Origin of the sequence: Streptomyces sp. NBC_01460 (assembly GCF_036227405.1) — a bacterium.
In the GTDB taxonomy this organism is placed as follows: domain Bacteria; phylum Actinomycetota; class Actinomycetes; order Streptomycetales; family Streptomycetaceae; genus Streptomyces.
In genome coordinates this window covers 2,706,263-2,722,552 of the sequence record NZ_CP109473.1, presented here as the reverse complement: position 1 = coordinate 2,722,552, position 16,290 = coordinate 2,706,263, and the positions used below count along the sequence as shown (strand labels likewise).

The window sequence follows — 16,290 nt, the reverse complement described above, 5'->3', positions numbered from 1 at the left end:
CGCAGCCACGGCGCCGACGCGCTCCAGCAGCGCTGGCGCAGCCACGGCGCCGACGCGCTCCAGCAGCGCTGGCGCAGCCACGGCGCCGACGCGCTCCAGCAGCGCGCTTCGTCACGGAGGAGCCGGGGCCGATCAGCACCCCGTCACCCTCCGGACGCAAAAAGTCACCGCACGCCCCTCGTGGCGGCGATGTGTCGTACCCCACACTGGATGGCGGTGCCTGACTCATCGGAGCGCGGCGGTCCGCCGAGGGCGGACCCCCATCCCGCGATCCGCGCAGCGATCACCTGGAGGTCGCCCCCGTGCAGACCCGGACCGTGCCGATCACGACCGAGCTCGTCCCGGCGATTCCCGCGCAGAACCGGGCCGCACGTCACCCGGAGACGGCGGGCACGCCCGAACCGGTGCTGGAGGAACCGGTGGAGCGCCCCGAGCTCCCCGAGCCGCGCAGCCGCCCGGAGGCGGGCGGCCCGTCCTCCGACCTCTTCCGCCAGTACTTACGCGAGATCGGGCGGATACCGCTGCTGAGCGCCGCGGAGGAGGTGGACCTCGCCCGCCGCGTCGAAGCGGGACTCTTCGCCGAGGAACGGCTCGCCCGCACCCCCGACCCGGACTCCCGGCTCGCCTTCGACCTGGACCGGCTCGTGGTCCTGGGGCGGATGGCGAAACGCCGGCTCATCGAGGCCAACCTCCGCCTCGTCGTCTCCGTGGCCAAGCGCTACGTCGGCCGGGGCCTCACCATGCTCGACCTGGTCCAGGAGGGGAACCTCGGACTGATCAGGGCGGTCGAGAAGTTCGACTACGCGCGGGGCTACAAGTTCTCCACGTACGCGACGTGGTGGATCCGCCAGGCCATGTCCCGCGCGCTGGCCGACCAGGCCAGGACCATCAGGGTCCCGGTGCACGTCGTCGAGCTGATCAACCGGGTCGTGCGCGTCCAGCGCCGCATGCTCCAGGAACGCGGCTACGAACCCACCGCCGAGGAGGTCGCCGCCCAGCTCGACCTCACGCCCGAACGCGTCGGCGAGGTGCTGCGCCTCGCCCAGGAACCCGTCTCGCTGCACGCCCCTGTCGGCGAGGAGGACGACGTCGCCTTCGGTGACCTCATCGAGGACGGCGACGCCGCCTCACCGGTCGAGTCCGCGGCCTTCCTCCTCCTGCGCGAACACCTGGAGGCGGTGCTCTCCACCCTCGGGGAGCGGGAGAGGAAGGTCGTCCAGCTCCGCTACGGGCTGGACGACGGGCGCCCCCGCACGCTGGAGGAGATCGGGAGGATCTTCGGCGTGACCCGCGAGCGCATCCGCCAGATCGAGTCCAAGACGCTCGACAAGCTGCGGGCCCACGCCTTCGCCGACCAGCTCCGCGGCTACCTGGACTGAGACCGGCCGGAGACCGGGTGCACCCCGGTCTCCGGCCGGTCCGGATCAGTCGACCTCGGCCAGTGCCTGCGCGAACTGCGCCGCGTACAGCCGGGCGTACGCCCCCTCGGCCGCCAGCAGCTCGTCGTGCGTGCCCTGCTCGACGATCGAGCCGTCCTCCATCACCAGGATCACGTCCGCGTCCCGGATGGTGGAGAGCCGGTGGGCGATCACGAAGCTCGTACGGCCGTGGGCCAGCCGCGCCATCGCCTTCTGGATCAGGACCTCGGTACGGGTGTCCACCGAGCTGGTGGCCTCGTCGAGGACCAGGATCACCGGGTCGGACAGGAACGCCCGCGCGATGGTGATCAGCTGCTTCTCACCCGCGCTGACCCCCGAGCCCTCGTCGTCGATCACCGTGTCGTAACCGTCGGGCAGCGTACGGACGAAGCGGTCGGCGTGGGCCGCCCGCGCCGCCTCCTCGATCTCCTCCCGGGTCACCTCGCGCGAGGCACCGTAGGCGATGTTCTCCGCGATCGTGCCGCCGAACAGCCAGGTGTCCTGGAGCACCATGCCTATGCCCGAACGGAGTTCGTCCCGCGTCATCCGCGCCGCGTCGACCCCGTCGAGGGTGATCCGGCCGCCCGTCACCTCGTAGAAGCGCATGAGCAGGTTGACCAGCGTCGTCTTGCCGGCACCGGTCGGCCCGACGATCGCGACCGTGTGGCCGGGCTCCACGCGCAGCGAGAGATCCTCGATGAGGGGCTTCTCCGGGTCGTACCGGAAGGACACGTTCTCCAGGGCGACGCTGCCGCGCAGCTCCTCCGGGCGCTCGGCGGGATCGGGGTCGGGCCCCTGCTCCTCGGCGTCCAGCAGACCGAAGACCCGCTCCGCAGACGCGAGGCCCGACTGCACCAGGTTCGCCATCGAGGCGACCTGCGTCAGCGGCATCGAGAACTGCCGCGAGTACTGGACGAACGCCTGCACGTCACCGATCGACAGCGAACCCGACGCCACCCGCAGCCCGCCGACGACCGCGACCAGCACGTAGTTCAGGTTGGACACGAACATCATCAGCGGCTGCATGATCCCGCTGTTGAACTGGGCCTTGAAGCCCGCCTCGTACAGTGCGTCGTTCTGCTCGGCGAAGTCCCTCGCGGACTCCTCCTGCCGGCCGAAGACCTTCACCAGGGTGTGGCCGGTGTACATCTCCTCGATGTGGGCGTTGAGCTTGCCCGTCACCTTCCACTGCGCCACGAAGTGCGGCTGCGACCGCTTGCCGACCCGCGCCGCGACGAACACCGACAGCGGGATCGTCACCAGGGCCACCAGGGCGAGCAGCGGTGAGATCCAGAACATCATGATCAGCACGCCGACGATGGTCAGCAGTGAGTTGATGAGCTGGCCCATCGTCTGCTGCATCGTCTGCGAGATGTTGTCGATGTCGTTCGTCGCGCGGCTCAGCACCTCGCCGCGCTGCTGCCGGTCGAAGTACGACAGCGGCAGCCGCGACAGCTTCGTCTGCAGGTCCTCGCGCAGCTGGAAGACGACCCGGTTGATCACCCGGATCGACAGCCGCGTGGACACCAGCATCATCAGCCCCGCGCCCACGTACACGGCCAGCGCCACCAGCAGGACACTGCCGACCGCACCGAAGTCGATGCCGTGACCGGGGGTGAAGTCCACCCCGCCCAGCATGTCGGCGAGCGCGCCGTCGCCCCGTTCGCGCAGGCCGTCGACGGCCTGTTCCTTCGTGGTGCCGTCCGGCATCTGCCGTCCGACGACTCCCGCGAAGATCAGGTCCGTCGCCCCGCCGAGAATCTTCGGCCCGACGACCGAGAGCGCCACGCTCAGCGTCACCGCGCCCAGCATCCCGGACAGCGTGGACTTCTCCTTGCTGAACCGGCGCAGCAGCCGCTTGCCGGACCCCTTGAAGTCCATGGACCGCTCGGTGGGCCCCGCCATCATCCGTCCGCCCGGTCCTGCCATCAGGCGGCCTCCGCTTCCGTCAGCTGGGAGAGCACGATCTCCCGGTAGGTTTCGTTGCCGTCCATCAGCTCGCCGTGCGTGCCCGTCCCGACGACCCTGCCCTCGTCCAGCACCAGGATCCGGTCGGCGTCACGGATCGTGGACACCCGCTGTGCCACGATCACCACGGTCGCCCCCGACGTCTCGTGGGACAGGGCGCCGCGCAGCGCGGCGTCCGTCGCGTAGTCCAGCGCCGAGAACGAGTCGTCGAAGAGGTAGATCTCCGGCTTCTGCACCAGCGTCCTCGCGATCGCGAGCCGCTGCCGCTGGCCACCGGACACATTGGTGCCGCCCTGCGCGATCGGCGCGTCCAGGCCGTGCTCCAGCCGCTCCACGAACTCCTTCGCCTGCGCCACCTCCAGGGCGTGCCACAGTTCTTCGTCGGTCGCGTCCGGATTGCCGTAGCGCAGATTCGTCGCGACCGTCCCCGAGAACAGGTACGGCTTCTGCGGGACCAGGCTCACGGTCTTCGCCAGCAGGACCGGATCCAGCGTCCTCACGTCCGTACCGTCGACGAGCACCTCGCCGTCCGTCGCGTCGAACAGCCGCGGCACGAGCCCGAGCAGCGTCGACTTCCCGCTGCCGGTCGAGCCGATGATCGCGGTCGTCTCCCCGGGCCGAGCCGCGAGATCGACGGAACGCAGCACCGGCTCCTCGGCGCCCGGGTAACGGAACTCCGCGCCCCGTATCTCCAGGTGGCCGTGTGTGAGCAGCTTCGTGACCGGGGCGGTGGGCGGCACCACGCTCGACTCGGTCTCCAGGACCTCCTGGATGCGCTCGGCGCACACCTCGGCGCGCGGGACCATGATGAACATGAAGGTGGCCATCATCACCGCCATGACGATCTGCATCAGATACGCGAGGAACGCGGTCAGCGCCCCGATCTGCATCCCGCCGCTGTCGATGCGGTGCGCACCGAACCAGACCACCGCGATGGACGACAGGTTCACCACCGTCATCACGGTCGGGAACATGAGGGCCATCAGCCGGCCCGTCGACAGGGCGACGTCCGTCAGCTCCGTGTTGGCGCCGCGGAAGCGTTCCTCCTCGTAGCCGTCACGGATGAAGGCGCGGATCACGCGGTTGCCGGTGATCTGCTCGCGCAGTACCCGGTTCACCGTGTCCAGCCGCACCTGCATCGTGCGGAACAGCGGCCGCATCCGCCTCACGATGAGGCTCACCGAGATCCCGAGCACGGGCAGCACGGCCAGCAGCACCGCCGACAGGGGGACGTCCTGGCCGAGCGCCATGATGACGCCGCCGACGCACATGATGGGCGCCGAGACCATCAGGGTGAACGCCATCAGGACGAGCATCTGGACCTGCTGCACGTCATTGGTCGTCCGGGTGATCAGCGAAGGAGCCCCGAACCGTCCCACCTCGCGCGCGGAGAACGACTGCACCTGGCCGAAGACCGACGCCCGCACGTCGCGCCCGAGCGCGGAGGCGGTCCGGGCGCCGTAGTAGACGGCCCCGATGTTGCAGACGATCTGGATGACGCTGACCGCGATCATCACCGCGCCGAACTGCAGGATGTAACCCGTGTCCCCCCGCACGACACCGTTGTCGATGATGTCCGCGTTGAGGCTGGGCAGGTAGAGGCTCGCGCAGGTCTGCAGGAGCTGGAACAGCACCAGCAGCATGATGGGCTGTCTGTACGGACCCAGATAGGTCCGCAGGAGTTTTATGAGCACGCGTGTCTCTCGGTCGGCGACGGGCAGAGGCCGATCCATCCTCCGGCACGCCGCACCCCGTCGGCCAACGCTTTTGCTCAAGCCCGGGTCAAATTCCGGGAGTGCCCCGCTCCTCAGACGGATCCGTCGAACGCCCCGGGGTGGATCTGGTCCCGCGTCGCGCCGTACTGCTGGCGCACCGCGCCTCCCACCGCGAGCTCCTCGCCGGGCTCCAGCACCTGCGCAGCCGCGCCCCGCCAGGCCGGAGGAGTACACGGATCCAGCGTCCCCTGCGAGACCCCGAGGGCCCACGCGGCCTGCCTGGCCGCACCCAGCGCCGCGTACTCGGCGGGCTGCGGCACGACGACCTGGGTCCCGAACAGCGCGGGCGCCAGCGCCTGCACGGCCGGCAGCTCGGCCGCCGCGCCCAGCAGGAACACCCGCCGCACCTCCACGCCCCGGTCTCGCAGCACGTCCAGCGCGTCGGCCAGCGAGCAGAGCATCCCCTCGAACGCGGCCCGCGCCAGGTGCTCCGGCTTCATCGACTCGCGCCGCAGCCCGCTCAGCGTCCCGGCGGTGTGCGGCAGGTGCGGGGTGCGCTCACCCTCCAGATACGGGAGCAGGACGAGCCCCGAGGAGCCGGGCGTCGACTTCAGGGCCAGCGCGGACAGTTCCTCCAGGCCACCGTCGAGCCCCAGCATCTCGGCGGTGCCGCGCAGCGCGCGCACCGCGTTGGACGTGTGGACGACCGGGAGGTGCATCCCGGTCGCGTCGGCGAAGGAGGTGATCATCCCCGTCGGGTCGGCCAGCGCCTCGTGGTGGACGGCCATGACCGAGCCCGAGGCCCCCAGCGACACGACGGCGTCCCCGACGGCCACGCCCAGACCGAAGGCCGCGGCCATCGTCTCGCCGGTGCCCGCCGAGATCAGCAGCCCCTCCGGCGTTGTCCCGGCGGCGTCGGCCGGGCCGAGGACCTCGGGCAGCGCGGCCTGGTGGCCGAGCGCGAGCTCGACGAGGTCGGGCCGGTAGGACGCGGAGCCCGCCGACCAGTAACCGGTGCCGGACGCGGCACCGCGGTCCGTCGTCCGCCGGGCGGGCCTGCCGAGGAGCTGCCACACCAGCCAGTCGTGGGGCTGCAGGACCGCGGCGACGCGCTGCGCGTTCTCCGGCTCGGTCCGCACCAGCCAGCGCAGCTTCGCCACCGGCTGCGCGGCCTGCGGCACGGCCCCGACGGCCTCGGCCCAGGGCTGCCGCCCTCCGAGTCCGTCGATGAGGTCCGCCGCGGCGGCCTGCGCCCGCCGGTCGTTGCCGAGCAGCGCGGGACGTACGAGATTGCCCTGGTGGTCCAGCGGCACCAGTCCGTGCTGCTGCGCGGAGACACCGATGGCCTGCACGCCTTCGAGCAGCCCTCCGGAGGCCGCCTCACCGAGTGAGAGCAGCCACGCCTGCGGATCCACCTCGGAGGCCTTGGCCTCGATGGGATGCGCGGCGTACCCCTGCCGCAGCACCTCACCGGTGTCCGTGTCGCAGACGACGATGTGCGTGAAGGCGGATGAACTGTCCAAGCCGGCCACTATGCCCATGGAGAAGATTCTGCCGCACGCGAGGGCCGTTCCCGTACCGGGCGGTACCCGGTACGGGAACGGGCCTCAGGTGTTGGTCGTGCCCCAGTCGTCGCTGCCGTTGTGGCCGCTGCGCTCACGCAGCGAGCGCACCCGGTCGGAGACGGACATGGGGACCTTGTCCCCGACCTTCTCGCTCACCGAGTGATAGGCCTTGCCGGCGAAGTCCCGACTGCCGTGCGCGGCGGACTCCGCCGCGTTCCGCACCGCGGGATTCTCGGCCAGCTGCTGCGCGGCCTTCTTCAGCTGCTCGTAACGCTCGCGCCCGGCTCGCGTGCCGAGCACGTAACCGAGGGCCACTCCGGCGATGAACGTGAGCCGGTACCGCATGGCTGCCACCCTTCCTTCGCTCCGTGCGACATGTGCTGCCCGCCTACCCGCAGACACCCGAGATCACCCCGGGGCATACCGATTGGCGGAGCACCCCCCTGCTTGCGCTAATGTATGTGTCGCAGCGAACGCGCGCCGCTCGGCAGCAGCCAGGCAGGTACGATTCGAGGCAACGCAGCAATCCCCTGTAGCTCAATTGGCAGAGCAGCCGGCTGTTAACCGGCAGGTTACTGGTTCGAGTCCAGTCGGGGGAGCGCGATCCCCTGTAGCTCAATTGGCAGAGCATTCGGCTGTTAACCGGAGGGTTACTGGTTCGAGTCCAGTCGGGGGAGCGATGCGGAGGAGGGCCCCTCGGGGCCCTTTTTCGTGTGCCCGCGAGGGCGGTCCGTGACTCTTTCGGGGTGATTCCGCATCGCCTGGAACCGGGCAGCACGCTGCACTGTCTTCATGGTCACGCGAAGCCGACCATCGCCAGCAGGAGATCGTATGACCGGCTATGCTGCGGCAGACGGCGCGTACACGTGTACGCGCCACGCCGTAACGGGGCGGTAGCTCAGCCGGTTAGAGCAGCGGACTCATAATCCGTCGGCCGTGGGTTCGAGTCCCACCCGCCCCACCAGTTTTACCCTGCGGAAACGTTCTGACCTGCGGGAACGTCGTTTTCACGGACACGGGAACCTCAAATCGGGTGCAGCGGCGTGCAGCGTTCTGAGGCCCCAGCGCAGGCCATAGGTCTGTGAACTGGGATTTTGGTCGTTCCTCGGTGGGATGCGTGGTGGTTGCTCCCACCTCTGTACCCGTAGCTGCGTCGAGCGGACGCTGAGGTGAGCGCTGCGTGCCCGCGACGTATCGGCGCGGCGGCGACGGCGACCGGGGCCGGCTGGAAGGCCGGCGAGGGTGAGCTGGGTGTCGTCGGCAGGGTTCCGGGCCGATGCGTGCCGACCTCTACCAAGTGGGTCAGGCCATGCTCGTGTCATCGACTGCATGGTGCGGGAAAGGGGAACGGCACCGGTCCCAGGACGGCTCAGGCTGAAGGCCGGGGCTGGTGCCGGTCCGCTACGCCGCGCCGTCGAGCGGCTCGTCGTCCAGGGACGCGATCTTGCGGAGAATGTCCGTGGCCAGCGCCCGCTCGTTCTCCGTCAGTGACTCCAGGAGCTGCTCGTTGATGCGTTTCGCGGCAGGGATGAGGGAGTCGAGCAGTGCGGCTCCCTCATCCGTCAGGCGCAGCAGGGTTCGCCTGCGGTCTTCTTCGTCCCGCACCTGGCTCAGATAGCCCTGGCCCGTCAGGCGCCGGACCATCTGGTTGATCGTGGAGCGGTCCAGGGACGTGTGGTGGGCGAGGGTGCGCTGGTCGATGCCCGGTTCCTGGCGCAGGGCGTTGAGGACGGCGAACTGCTGTGAGGTGATGTCGCGGGACACGTGGCGGAACCACAGGGCGGTGTGGACCTGTTCCGCGCGCCGGATGAGATGTCCGACGTAGTTGTGCAGCTCCAGTGCGCGCGCCACGATGCTCCGTTCATTGAGCTCTGAGGTGGTGCCGGTCAGGGAGCCGGCAGGCCCTGGGAGTCTACGAGTGCCCGGCACCACCTCTCGGCCGCGGCGCTGTCAGCGGAACCGAGCTCCGGGGCGCTGCTCGTAGGGGACGGCCCGGTTGCCGTCGACGCCCACTTCGAGACGGCCGACGCGCTCGATGTCCAGGACGATCCTGTCGCCGTGGCTGAGCGGTCCCACGCCGGCCGGTGTGCCGGTCGCGATCACGTCACCGGGATGGAGGGTCATGACGGAGGACGTGTAGGCGATCAGTTCACGGACACCGAAGATCAGATCAGCGGTGTTGGTTTGCTGCCGGGTCTCACCGGCGACGTCGCAGCGCAGGTCGAGGGTGTCCGGATCGGGGATCTCGTCGGCGGTGACGATCCACGGTCCGAGGGGGGTGAAGGTGTCGAACGACTTGCGGGTGGAGCGGTCCTCGCCGGAGCGGACGGTGATGTCCAGTACGCAGGTGTAGCCGAAGACGTGATCCAGTGCCTCGTCGGCGCTGACGTGGGTGGCGGTGCGTCCGATGACGACGCCGAGTTCGCCCTCCTGGTCGGTGCGCTTGTCCGTGTAGGGCAGGAGGATGTCCTGGCCCGGTCCGATGACCGACGAGTTGGCCTTGAGGAAGACACCGAGGTCGGCGATGGAGGTGGTGTACTCCATCTCGGCTTTGTGGTCGAGGTAGTTGACCGGTGCGCCGACGATCTTGCCAGGGCGGGGCAGCGGTGCTTCCAGGGCCGTCTCGGTGAGCGGGACGCGCGGGAGACCGGTGAGGTCGAGTTGAGCGGTTCCGCCACGGGCCGTGGTCTCGATGAAGTGGTGCAAGGCTCCGGCGGGGCCGGGTGTGCCGGAGCCGGCGAGCTGCTCGGTGACGTCGACGAGGTCGTGGCCATCGACGACGCCGAGCCGCCCCTTGTTGAACAGGACCAGACGCATCAGGGCCTCCTTGTGAGGTGTCGGGTGGGTGGCGGATCAGGCGCCGGGGTCGGCGTCTTCCGTGCGGTACAGGCCGAGGGAGCGCATGACCGGCTCGTTGCTGTAGGAGAACAGGACGGCGTCGTCCGAGGCCGAGGCGTTGAGGTGCCGGTAGGAGGCCCAGCCGGGCACGGCGAAGGTGTCGTTCTTCGACCACTCCAGCCGCTCGCCGTCCACGATCGTGGTGCCCTCGCCGCGGACGACGCTGAAGATGGTGGAGGCGGTGTGCCGGCGGCCGGATCCCTGGAAGCCCGGTCGCAGCCGCTGGACGCGGCAGCCGATGGTGGGCATGACCGGGCCGCCGGTCCACGGGTTGGTGTACTCCAGGACGATGCCGTCGACGTCGCTTCCCTCGGCGGTGTCGGCGATGCTGTCCAGGGCGTGCCGGGTCTCCTCCCAGGTGTAACGCGTCACGGGGGAGTTGGGTCCGTCCTGGGTGAGCCAGACCGGGTTGAGCCGGCCGTGCAGGAACTGCCTGCTGCCCGCGTCGTCCGGGCGGGTCACGGGCTGGAGGCGCTGCGGGTACTTCTCGTAGAAGCCGGCTTCCAGGGTGTTGACGAGTGGGTAGTCCAGCGCGTCGAGCCAGATCATCGGCGCGTCGCCCTCATGGGTGTGGTCGTGCCAGTGCCACCCGGGGGTGAGCAGCAGGTCGCCCGGCGACATGAAGACACGCTCGCCGTTGACCGTCGTCCAGGCTCCGCTGCCCTCCAGGATGAAGCGGAAGGCGTTGGAGGTGTGCCGGTGGGCCTGGGCGGTCTCGCCGGGCAGGATGATCTGTAGTCCTGCGTAAAGGGTGTTGACGGTGGCTGGGGGATCGGTCAGGCCGGGGTTCACCAGCATGAGGACGCGCCGTTCGGCCTCGTGCAGTGACAGCGTCTCGGAGAAGTGCAGCAGGTACGGGCGCAGTTCCTGCCAGCTCCAGCGGTGGGGGACCGCCCGGCTCTTCGGCTGGGCCGGGAACAGGTTGCCGTAGAAGCGCCACAGCGGTGCGGCGCCCGCCGACTCCAGGGCCTTGTAGACGGTTTCGTCGGTCGTCATGGTGTCCTCCTTCGGTATCGGGATCACGTGGTGGGAACGGTGGTCGCGGCCGGGGTCCACACCCACGAGATGTCGTCGAAGTCGTCGGGCCTGCGGGATGCGAGGAGCTGGTTGCGGAAGGTGGCGCCCATGCCTTCCAGGTGGCAGATTTCCCCGAAGCGGCGGGCGTTGGTCTGGATGCGTGCCGCCCGTTCCGTGCGCTGCGCGGCGTATGCGGTGAAGGCGTCCGCGGGATCGCCGAACCGGCCGAGGCTCTCTCCCAGGGCCACTGCGTCCTCCAGGGCCTGGCAGGCGCCTTGGGCCAGGTACTGGAGCATCGGGTGGGCGGCGTCGCCGAGGAGGACGATCCGGCCGTGCACCCAGTTGTCGATGGGCAGCCTGTCGTAGAGGGGCCAGCGCCGGTCGCGCGAGATGAGGGGGAGCGCGTCGCGCACGGTCAGGCAGGTTCCGGCAAAGCGTTCCTCGAGCTCGGCCTCGGTGCCCCAGTCGTCGGAATCCGGCGTGTAGTGGTCACTTTCGAAGACGGCGACCTGGTTGTACAGCTCTCCGCGACGTACGGGGTACTGCACCAGGTGCATGCGGGGTCCGGCCCACACCATCACGGCCTCCGACGCGGCGTGCTGCGACATGCGGCCGGTCATCTTCTCCGTGGGCAGGGCTCCGCGGAAGGCCACGTAGCGGGAACAGACCGGCTTTCCGTCGCCCACCAGGGTCTGGCGCAGGCGGGAGTGCAGGCCGTCCGCGGCCACGACCGCGTCCGCCGCCAGTACTGCGTGGTCCTCGGCGAAGTGGAGCTGGGCCCCTGATTCGTTCTGGTCGATGTGTGTGACGGTGTGACCGGTGCGCAGGGTGACCGAGGGGTATTCCTGGCAGGCGGCCAGCAGCGCGGCGTGGAGATCGGTGCGGTGTGTGACGAGGTAGGGGTGGGTGAAACGCTCGGTGTAGGCCGCACTGCGCAGGTCCAGTGACGTGACCTGGTCGCCGGTGAGAGCGTCCATCATGACGAGCCGGGGCGGGGCGACAGCCGTGCCCTGAACGGCCGGGAGGACACCGAGTTGTTCGAGGGCGAGGGAGGCGTTCGGCGCGAGCTGCAGACCGGCCCCGAGCTCGCCGAACTGGGCCGATCGTTCGACAAGGGTGACGTGGTGTCCGGAACGGGCGACTGCCAACGCCGCGGCCAGTCCACCGATGCCGCCGCCGACCACGGCGATACGGAGAGGTTCTGGAGTGTTGGACATACGGCCTCCTGGCGTGGAAGGAGCGGCGGACGCTGCGGAGAGAGTCGATGTGTTTAATCAGTACACCAATCATTGGTGTACTGATTACATTGCGGTGGTGTTTCCCTGATGTCAATGGGTGGTCCACGGGGCCGGTGGCTCGCATGCCGCGAGCCGCTGCTCCGCGTATCGGTCCGGTGCCGCGGTCAGCAGACGGCAGCGCTGCTGACGAGGCGCAGGGGAGCGCCGGTGCGCGCGGTGATGTCCTCGATGGTCACTCCCGGAGCGGTTTCGACGAGGGCGAGGCCCTCGTCGGTGACATCGAGGACACCGAGGTCGGTGATGATCCGGTGGACGCAGTTCTGGCCGGTCAGGGGCAGGGTGCACTCCTGAAGGATCTTCGGCGTGCCGTCCTTGGCGGTGTGGTCCATGAGGACGATGACGCGGCGGGCGCCGTGGACGAGGTCCATGGCACCGCCCATGCCCTTGACCATCTTTCCGGGGATCATCCAGTTCGCCAGATCTCCCTGAGCCGACACCTGCATGGCTCCGAGGACAGCGGTGTCGATGTGGCCGCCGCGGATCATCCCGAAGGACAGTGCCGAGTCGAAGAATGAGGCCCCGGGCCGGACGGTCACGGTCTCCTTGCCGGCGTTGATCAGGTCGGGGTCGGCCTCTTCTTCTGTGGGGTAGGGGCCGGTGCCGAGGATGCCGTTCTCGGAGTGCAGCACGACGTGCACCCCAAGTGGGAGGTGGCCGGGGACGAGGGTGGGGAGGCCGATGCCCAGGTTGACGTAGGAACCGTCGGTGAGTTCGGCGGCGGCGCGAGCGGCCATCTGGTCGCGGTTCCAGCCCGTGGTGCTCATGCGCGTACGGTCCTCTTCTCGATATGCTTGTCGCCCGCTTGGGCCGGGGTCAGCTCCACCACCCGCTGTACGTAGATGCCCGGCAGGTGCACCTCGTCGGGGCCCAGTTCGCCGGGTTCGACCAGTTGTTCGACCTCGGCGACGGTGATGCGGCCGGCCATCGCGGCGAGCGGGTTGAAGTTCGCGGCCGCGCGGCGGAAGACGAGGTTGCCGTGGCGGTCGCCGCGCCAGGCCCGTACGAGGGCGAAGTCGGTGGTGATGCCGTGCTCCAGGACGTAGGGGCGTCCACGGAACTGCCGGGTCTCCTTGGGCGGCGATGCGACCGTGACGGTCCCGTCGGGTGCGTACCGCCACGGCAGGCCACCCTCGGCCACCTGGGTGCCGACGCCGGCCGGGGTGTAGAAGGCGGGGATGCCCGCGCCGCCCGCGCGAAGCCGCTCGGCGAGTGTGCCCTGTGGGGTGAGTTCCACCTCCAGTTCGCCGGAGAGGTACTGACGGGCGAACTCCTTGTTCTCACCGACGTAGGAGCCGGTGACGCGGGTTATGCGGCCGGCGGCCAGCAGCACGCCGAGACCGCGGTCATCCGTTCCGCAGTTGTTGGAGACGACCTCCAGAGCGGTCGCGCCCTGCGCGTGGACGGCGTCGATGAGGACGGCGGGGATGCCGGCCAGGCCGAAGCCTCCGACAGCGAGCGAAGCCCCGTCGGGTATGTCGGCGACCGCCTCCGCGACGCCGGCGCAGACCTTGTTCATGGGCGGATGTCCTTTCGGCCGAATGGGCCCAGGGCGTCGGAGACGGACTTGACGCCGCCGTGCGAGGTGAGACCACCGTCGACGGGGATCTCCGCCCCGGTGATGAACGAGGACTCGCCCGAGAGCAGGAAGACCACCAGGGGCGTCACCTCCTCGACGCTCCCGGTGCGGCCCAGCGGTGTCTCACGGATGTTGGACTCACGGAACTCAGGGGCAGTCGAGGCCGTCATCTCGGTCTCGATGTAGCCGGGGTGGATCGTGTTGACACGGATGCCCTGGGGTCCGAGTTCGAGCGCGGCGGTCTTCGACAGGCCCCGCAGCGCCCACTTGCTGGTGGTGTAGGCGACCGGGTAGTGGCCCGTGAGGGCGGCCGAGGAACCGACGTTCACGATGGAGGCGCCGGCCGGCATGAGCGGTGCCAGGTGCTGGATGCCGAGCAGCGGACCGGTGACGTTCACCGCGTGGACGCGTGCCATGTCCTGCGGCCTGGCGTCGCCCACGCGGGCCCGCCAGGTGATGCCCGCGTTGTTGACCAGGCCGTGCACCTGACCGTACGACTCCCGCAGTTCGCGGGCCAGTTCGGCCCAGTCCTCCTCGCTGGTGACGTCCAGCCGCCGGCAGCCGGATGCCTCCACGACGTCCGTTGTGATCACCCGGGCGCCCTCACGGGTGAGGGCCGCAGCCTCGGCGGCGCCCTGGCCCTGGGCCGCACCGGTGACGACGACGACCTTGCCGATCAGCCTCTTGGGGTGCGGCTCGTTCACGGCCGTTCCCGGGTGCGACGCCGGCCTGCGGGGAGCGGGAGGGGCTCCACACCGGGGACCACGGTGCTGGTGAGGGTGCCGAGTCCCTCGACGGTGAGGGCGACGGTGTCGCCCGGCACCAGAGGCGGCGGGGTCCGATCGCCGCGCATGCCCCACAGCTCGGCCAGACAGCCGCCGTTGCCGCAGGTGCCTGAACCGAGCACGTCACCGGGGACCACGTGGGTGCCGCGCGAGGCGTAGGCGGTCATCTCCTCGAAGGTCCAGCTCATGTTGGACAGCAGGTCCTCGCCGACCACCTGCCCGTTGATCTCCGCCCTCATGGCGAGCCGCAGGAAGCCCTCGGCGTCGCGGTGCGGCTCCAGCTCGTCGGCGGTCACCAGATAGGGCCCCAGGGTGGTGGCGGTGTCCTTGCCCTTGCAGGGGCCGAGACCGACCTTCATCTCCGCACCCTGGAGGTCACGGGCGGACCAGTCGTTGAAGACCGTGTAACCGACGATGTGGTCACGGGCCTGGGCGGGCGTGAGGTCGCGGCCCTCCCGGCCGATCACGGCACCCACCTCCAGCTCGAAGTCGAGCACGGACGAACCCGGGGGCACGGGGATGCCGTCCTGCGGGCCGTAGATCGCGTGCGGGTTGGTGAAGTAGAAGGTCGGGGCCGCGTACCACTGTTCGGGCACACCGGCCGTCCCCTCCACGGCGCGGCGCACCCCCTCGACGTGCTCCTCGAAGGTGACGAAGTCCCGCACGGAGGCGGGCTGGAGCGGGGGCAGCAGCCGCACCTGGGAGACGTCAGGCCCCGGTGGTACGTCGAGGGCCGCCGCGCCGGCCTCCAGGAGGCCGGGCAGTCCGCCGGTCTCCCTGACCAGCGCGGCGAGGTCGGTGACCCCGGGGAGGGGGAGGAGGGTGCCGTCCTCCTCCACGACCGCGACCCTCCGGCGGTGCTGGTGTTCATAAGCGGCGAAACGCATGGTGCGGCTCCAGAGAGGTGGGATCAGGCGAGCGGGATGCGCATAAGGTCGTGCCCCACGGTGATGCGGCCCCGGTAGCCCGCCGCCCGGGCGGAGTCCCGGGCCGCGGCGGACCACTGGCGGTCGGTGAACTGCTGCGGGCCCGCCGGCGCGAGATGGGTGAGGACCACCTGGCGCGCCCGTGCGGCCGCAGCGATGCCTCCGATCTCACCGATGTCGGTGTGGACCTGACGCATGTGCTCGACCACAGGCGTGGGCAGCTTCTGCTCTTCGAACCAGGCGGACTGGATGGTCTCGTGAACCAGCAGATCGCAGTCCCGGGCCAGGGCGATGAGGTCGTCGCTGCGACTGGTGTCGCCGGAGAAGACCACCGAGCCGTGCTCGGTGTCGAACCGGTAGGCGTAGGCAGGGGACATGTTGCCGTGCGGCACCCGGGTGGCCGTCACCTTGAGCGCGGGCGTCTCCAGCACCGTCACCACGGTGCCGGGCCGGGCCGACAGCTCCCTCACGTCGAGCATCGACAGGGGATCGACCCCGAAGCCCTCGGCGACGAAAGCGTTGGTGGAGGCGGCGAAGGCGGCGTTGGCACGTCGGGTCGTCTCGATGATGCCCGGCGCCGGCTGCTCGGGGGAGACGGGGCCGCTGTGCACCGTGTCGCTCGGTCCAGGGCCCCAGACACGAACGGTTCCGCCGAGTCCGGGCTGGGGCGGCATCACACCGGCGCACAACAGGGGGAAGTCGAAGTAGTCCACGAGATGGTCGGAGTGCAGGTGGGTGAGGAAGATGCCCTTGAGGGAGGGCATCGACAGGCCTGCCCGCAGGTACTGTGTCACCGCTCCGCGGCCGCAGTCCACGAGATAGGTGTCCGACCCGACGGTCACGGCGGAGGCGATGCCCATCCGGTCGCCGTACGGCGGTGGGCCGCCCGCCGTCCCCAGCAGATGTACCACCAGGCGGTGCCGTCCCGGGTCCGGCGCGTGGTGCGAGGCTGCGGCCGCGGCCGTCTGCGGCGTGACCGCGAGAGCGGTGGCTGCCGCGCCCCCGGCGAGGAGGCCGCGCCGGGACAACGGGGTGGTGCTAGGGCTCATCTGCTGGTTCCTTCGATCGGCGCCGATGCGAAAGCGGGGGGAGACGGATCGGAGTTTGCCCTGCGGGCGGGACGG

At 69.9% G+C, this 16,290-nt stretch carries 14 protein-coding genes and 3 tRNA genes; 4 read left to right on the top strand and 13 right to left on the bottom strand.

All coding sequences use genetic code 11. The features are described 5' to 3' along the window. Nucleotides 1–287 precede the first annotated feature (287 nt). Nucleotides 288–1,379 (top strand): RNA polymerase sigma factor, encoded by a 1,092-nt coding sequence (locus OG488_RS12125; protein ID WP_443074277.1) that lies wholly within the window; start codon nt 288–290, stop codon nt 1,377–1,379. 45 nt (nt 1,380–1,424) lie between these two features. Here OG488_RS12125 and OG488_RS12120 read toward each other — a convergent pair whose 3' ends face one another. The 4 genes from OG488_RS12120 to OG488_RS12105 form a co-directional block, all read right to left on the bottom strand. Beyond that, nucleotides 1,425–3,347 (bottom strand): ABC transporter ATP-binding protein, encoded by a 1,923-nt coding sequence (locus tag OG488_RS12120; protein ID WP_329228637.1) that lies wholly within the window; start codon nt 3,345–3,347, stop codon nt 1,425–1,427. Next, nucleotides 3,347–5,080, bottom strand: a complete 1,734-nt coding sequence (locus tag OG488_RS12115) for an ABC transporter ATP-binding protein (RefSeq protein ID WP_329228636.1) — start codon at nt 5,078–5,080, stop codon at nt 3,347–3,349. Before OG488_RS12115 ends, OG488_RS12120 begins: the two co-directional genes overlap by 1 nt. 113 nt (nt 5,081–5,193) lie before the next feature. After that, nucleotides 5,194–6,642: an FGGY family carbohydrate kinase gene (locus tag OG488_RS12110; RefSeq protein WP_329228634.1), complete on the bottom strand. Its 1,449-nt coding sequence runs from the start codon at nt 6,640–6,642 to the stop codon at nt 5,194–5,196. Between the two features lie 66 nt (nt 6,643–6,708). Further along, nucleotides 6,709–7,011 carry a YtxH domain-containing protein gene (locus OG488_RS12105; RefSeq protein WP_329238592.1) on the bottom strand — a complete coding sequence of 101 codons (303 nt, stop codon included), beginning with the start codon at nt 7,009–7,011 and terminating at the stop codon, nt 6,709–6,711. 181 nt (nt 7,012–7,192) lie between these two features. Between OG488_RS12105 and OG488_RS12100 the strand changes: the two genes are divergently transcribed. The 3 genes from OG488_RS12100 to OG488_RS12090 all read left to right on the top strand — a co-directional run bounded on the left by OG488_RS12100 (nt 7,193) and on the right by OG488_RS12090 (nt 7,630). Continuing rightward, nucleotides 7,193–7,265: transfer RNA gene (locus OG488_RS12100), tRNA-Asn, on the top strand. 5 nt (nt 7,266–7,270) lie between these two features. After that, nucleotides 7,271–7,343: transfer RNA gene (locus tag OG488_RS12095), tRNA-Asn, on the top strand. 210 nt (nt 7,344–7,553) lie between these two features. Further along, nucleotides 7,554–7,630: transfer RNA gene (locus OG488_RS12090), tRNA-Ile, on the top strand. Between the two features lie 437 nt (nt 7,631–8,067). Here OG488_RS12090 and OG488_RS12085 read toward each other — a convergent pair. The 9 genes from OG488_RS12085 to OG488_RS12045 form a co-directional block, all read right to left on the bottom strand. Further along, nucleotides 8,068–8,517 carry a MarR family winged helix-turn-helix transcriptional regulator gene (locus OG488_RS12085; RefSeq protein WP_329228632.1) on the bottom strand — a complete coding sequence of 150 codons (450 nt, stop codon included), beginning with the start codon at nt 8,515–8,517 and terminating at the stop codon, nt 8,068–8,070. Nucleotides 8,518–8,616: 99 nt separating this feature from the next. Then, nucleotides 8,617–9,483 carry a fumarylacetoacetate hydrolase family protein gene (locus OG488_RS12080; protein WP_329228630.1) on the bottom strand — a complete coding sequence of 289 codons (867 nt, stop codon included), beginning with the start codon at nt 9,481–9,483 and terminating at the stop codon, nt 8,617–8,619. A 36-nt stretch (nt 9,484–9,519) separates the two neighbouring features. Next, complete coding sequence (locus tag OG488_RS12075) at nt 9,520–10,560, bottom strand: cupin domain-containing protein (protein WP_329228628.1); 1,041 nt, start codon at nt 10,558–10,560, stop codon at nt 9,520–9,522. Nucleotides 10,561–10,583: 23 nt separating this feature from the next. Beyond that, nucleotides 10,584–11,798, bottom strand: a complete 1,215-nt coding sequence (locus OG488_RS12070) for an FAD-dependent monooxygenase (protein ID WP_329228626.1) — start codon at nt 11,796–11,798, stop codon at nt 10,584–10,586. A 185-nt stretch (nt 11,799–11,983) separates the two neighbouring features. Next, a complete protein-coding gene (locus OG488_RS12065; protein WP_329228624.1) occupies nt 11,984–12,643 on the bottom strand; it encodes a CoA transferase subunit B in 660 nt (219 codons plus the stop codon). Then, nucleotides 12,640–13,395, bottom strand: a complete 756-nt coding sequence (locus OG488_RS12060; RefSeq protein ID WP_329228623.1) for a CoA transferase subunit A — start codon at nt 13,393–13,395, stop codon at nt 12,640–12,642. Before OG488_RS12060 ends, OG488_RS12065 begins: the two co-directional genes overlap by 4 nt. Beyond that, nucleotides 13,392–14,159, bottom strand: a complete 768-nt coding sequence (locus tag OG488_RS12055; RefSeq protein ID WP_329228621.1) for an SDR family NAD(P)-dependent oxidoreductase — start codon at nt 14,157–14,159, stop codon at nt 13,392–13,394. Before OG488_RS12055 ends, OG488_RS12060 begins: the two co-directional genes overlap by 4 nt. Next, on the bottom strand, nt 14,156–15,127 hold the full coding sequence (locus tag OG488_RS12050; RefSeq protein ID WP_329228620.1) for a fumarylacetoacetate hydrolase family protein: 972 nt from the start codon (nt 15,125–15,127) through the stop codon (nt 14,156–14,158). Before OG488_RS12050 ends, OG488_RS12055 begins: the two co-directional genes overlap by 4 nt. A 23-nt stretch (nt 15,128–15,150) precedes the next feature. Further along, nucleotides 15,151–16,215, bottom strand: coding sequence for an MBL fold metallo-hydrolase (locus tag OG488_RS12045; RefSeq protein ID WP_329228618.1), 1,065 nt, complete (start codon nt 16,213–16,215; stop codon nt 15,151–15,153). Nucleotides 16,216–16,290: the final 75 nt, after the last annotated feature.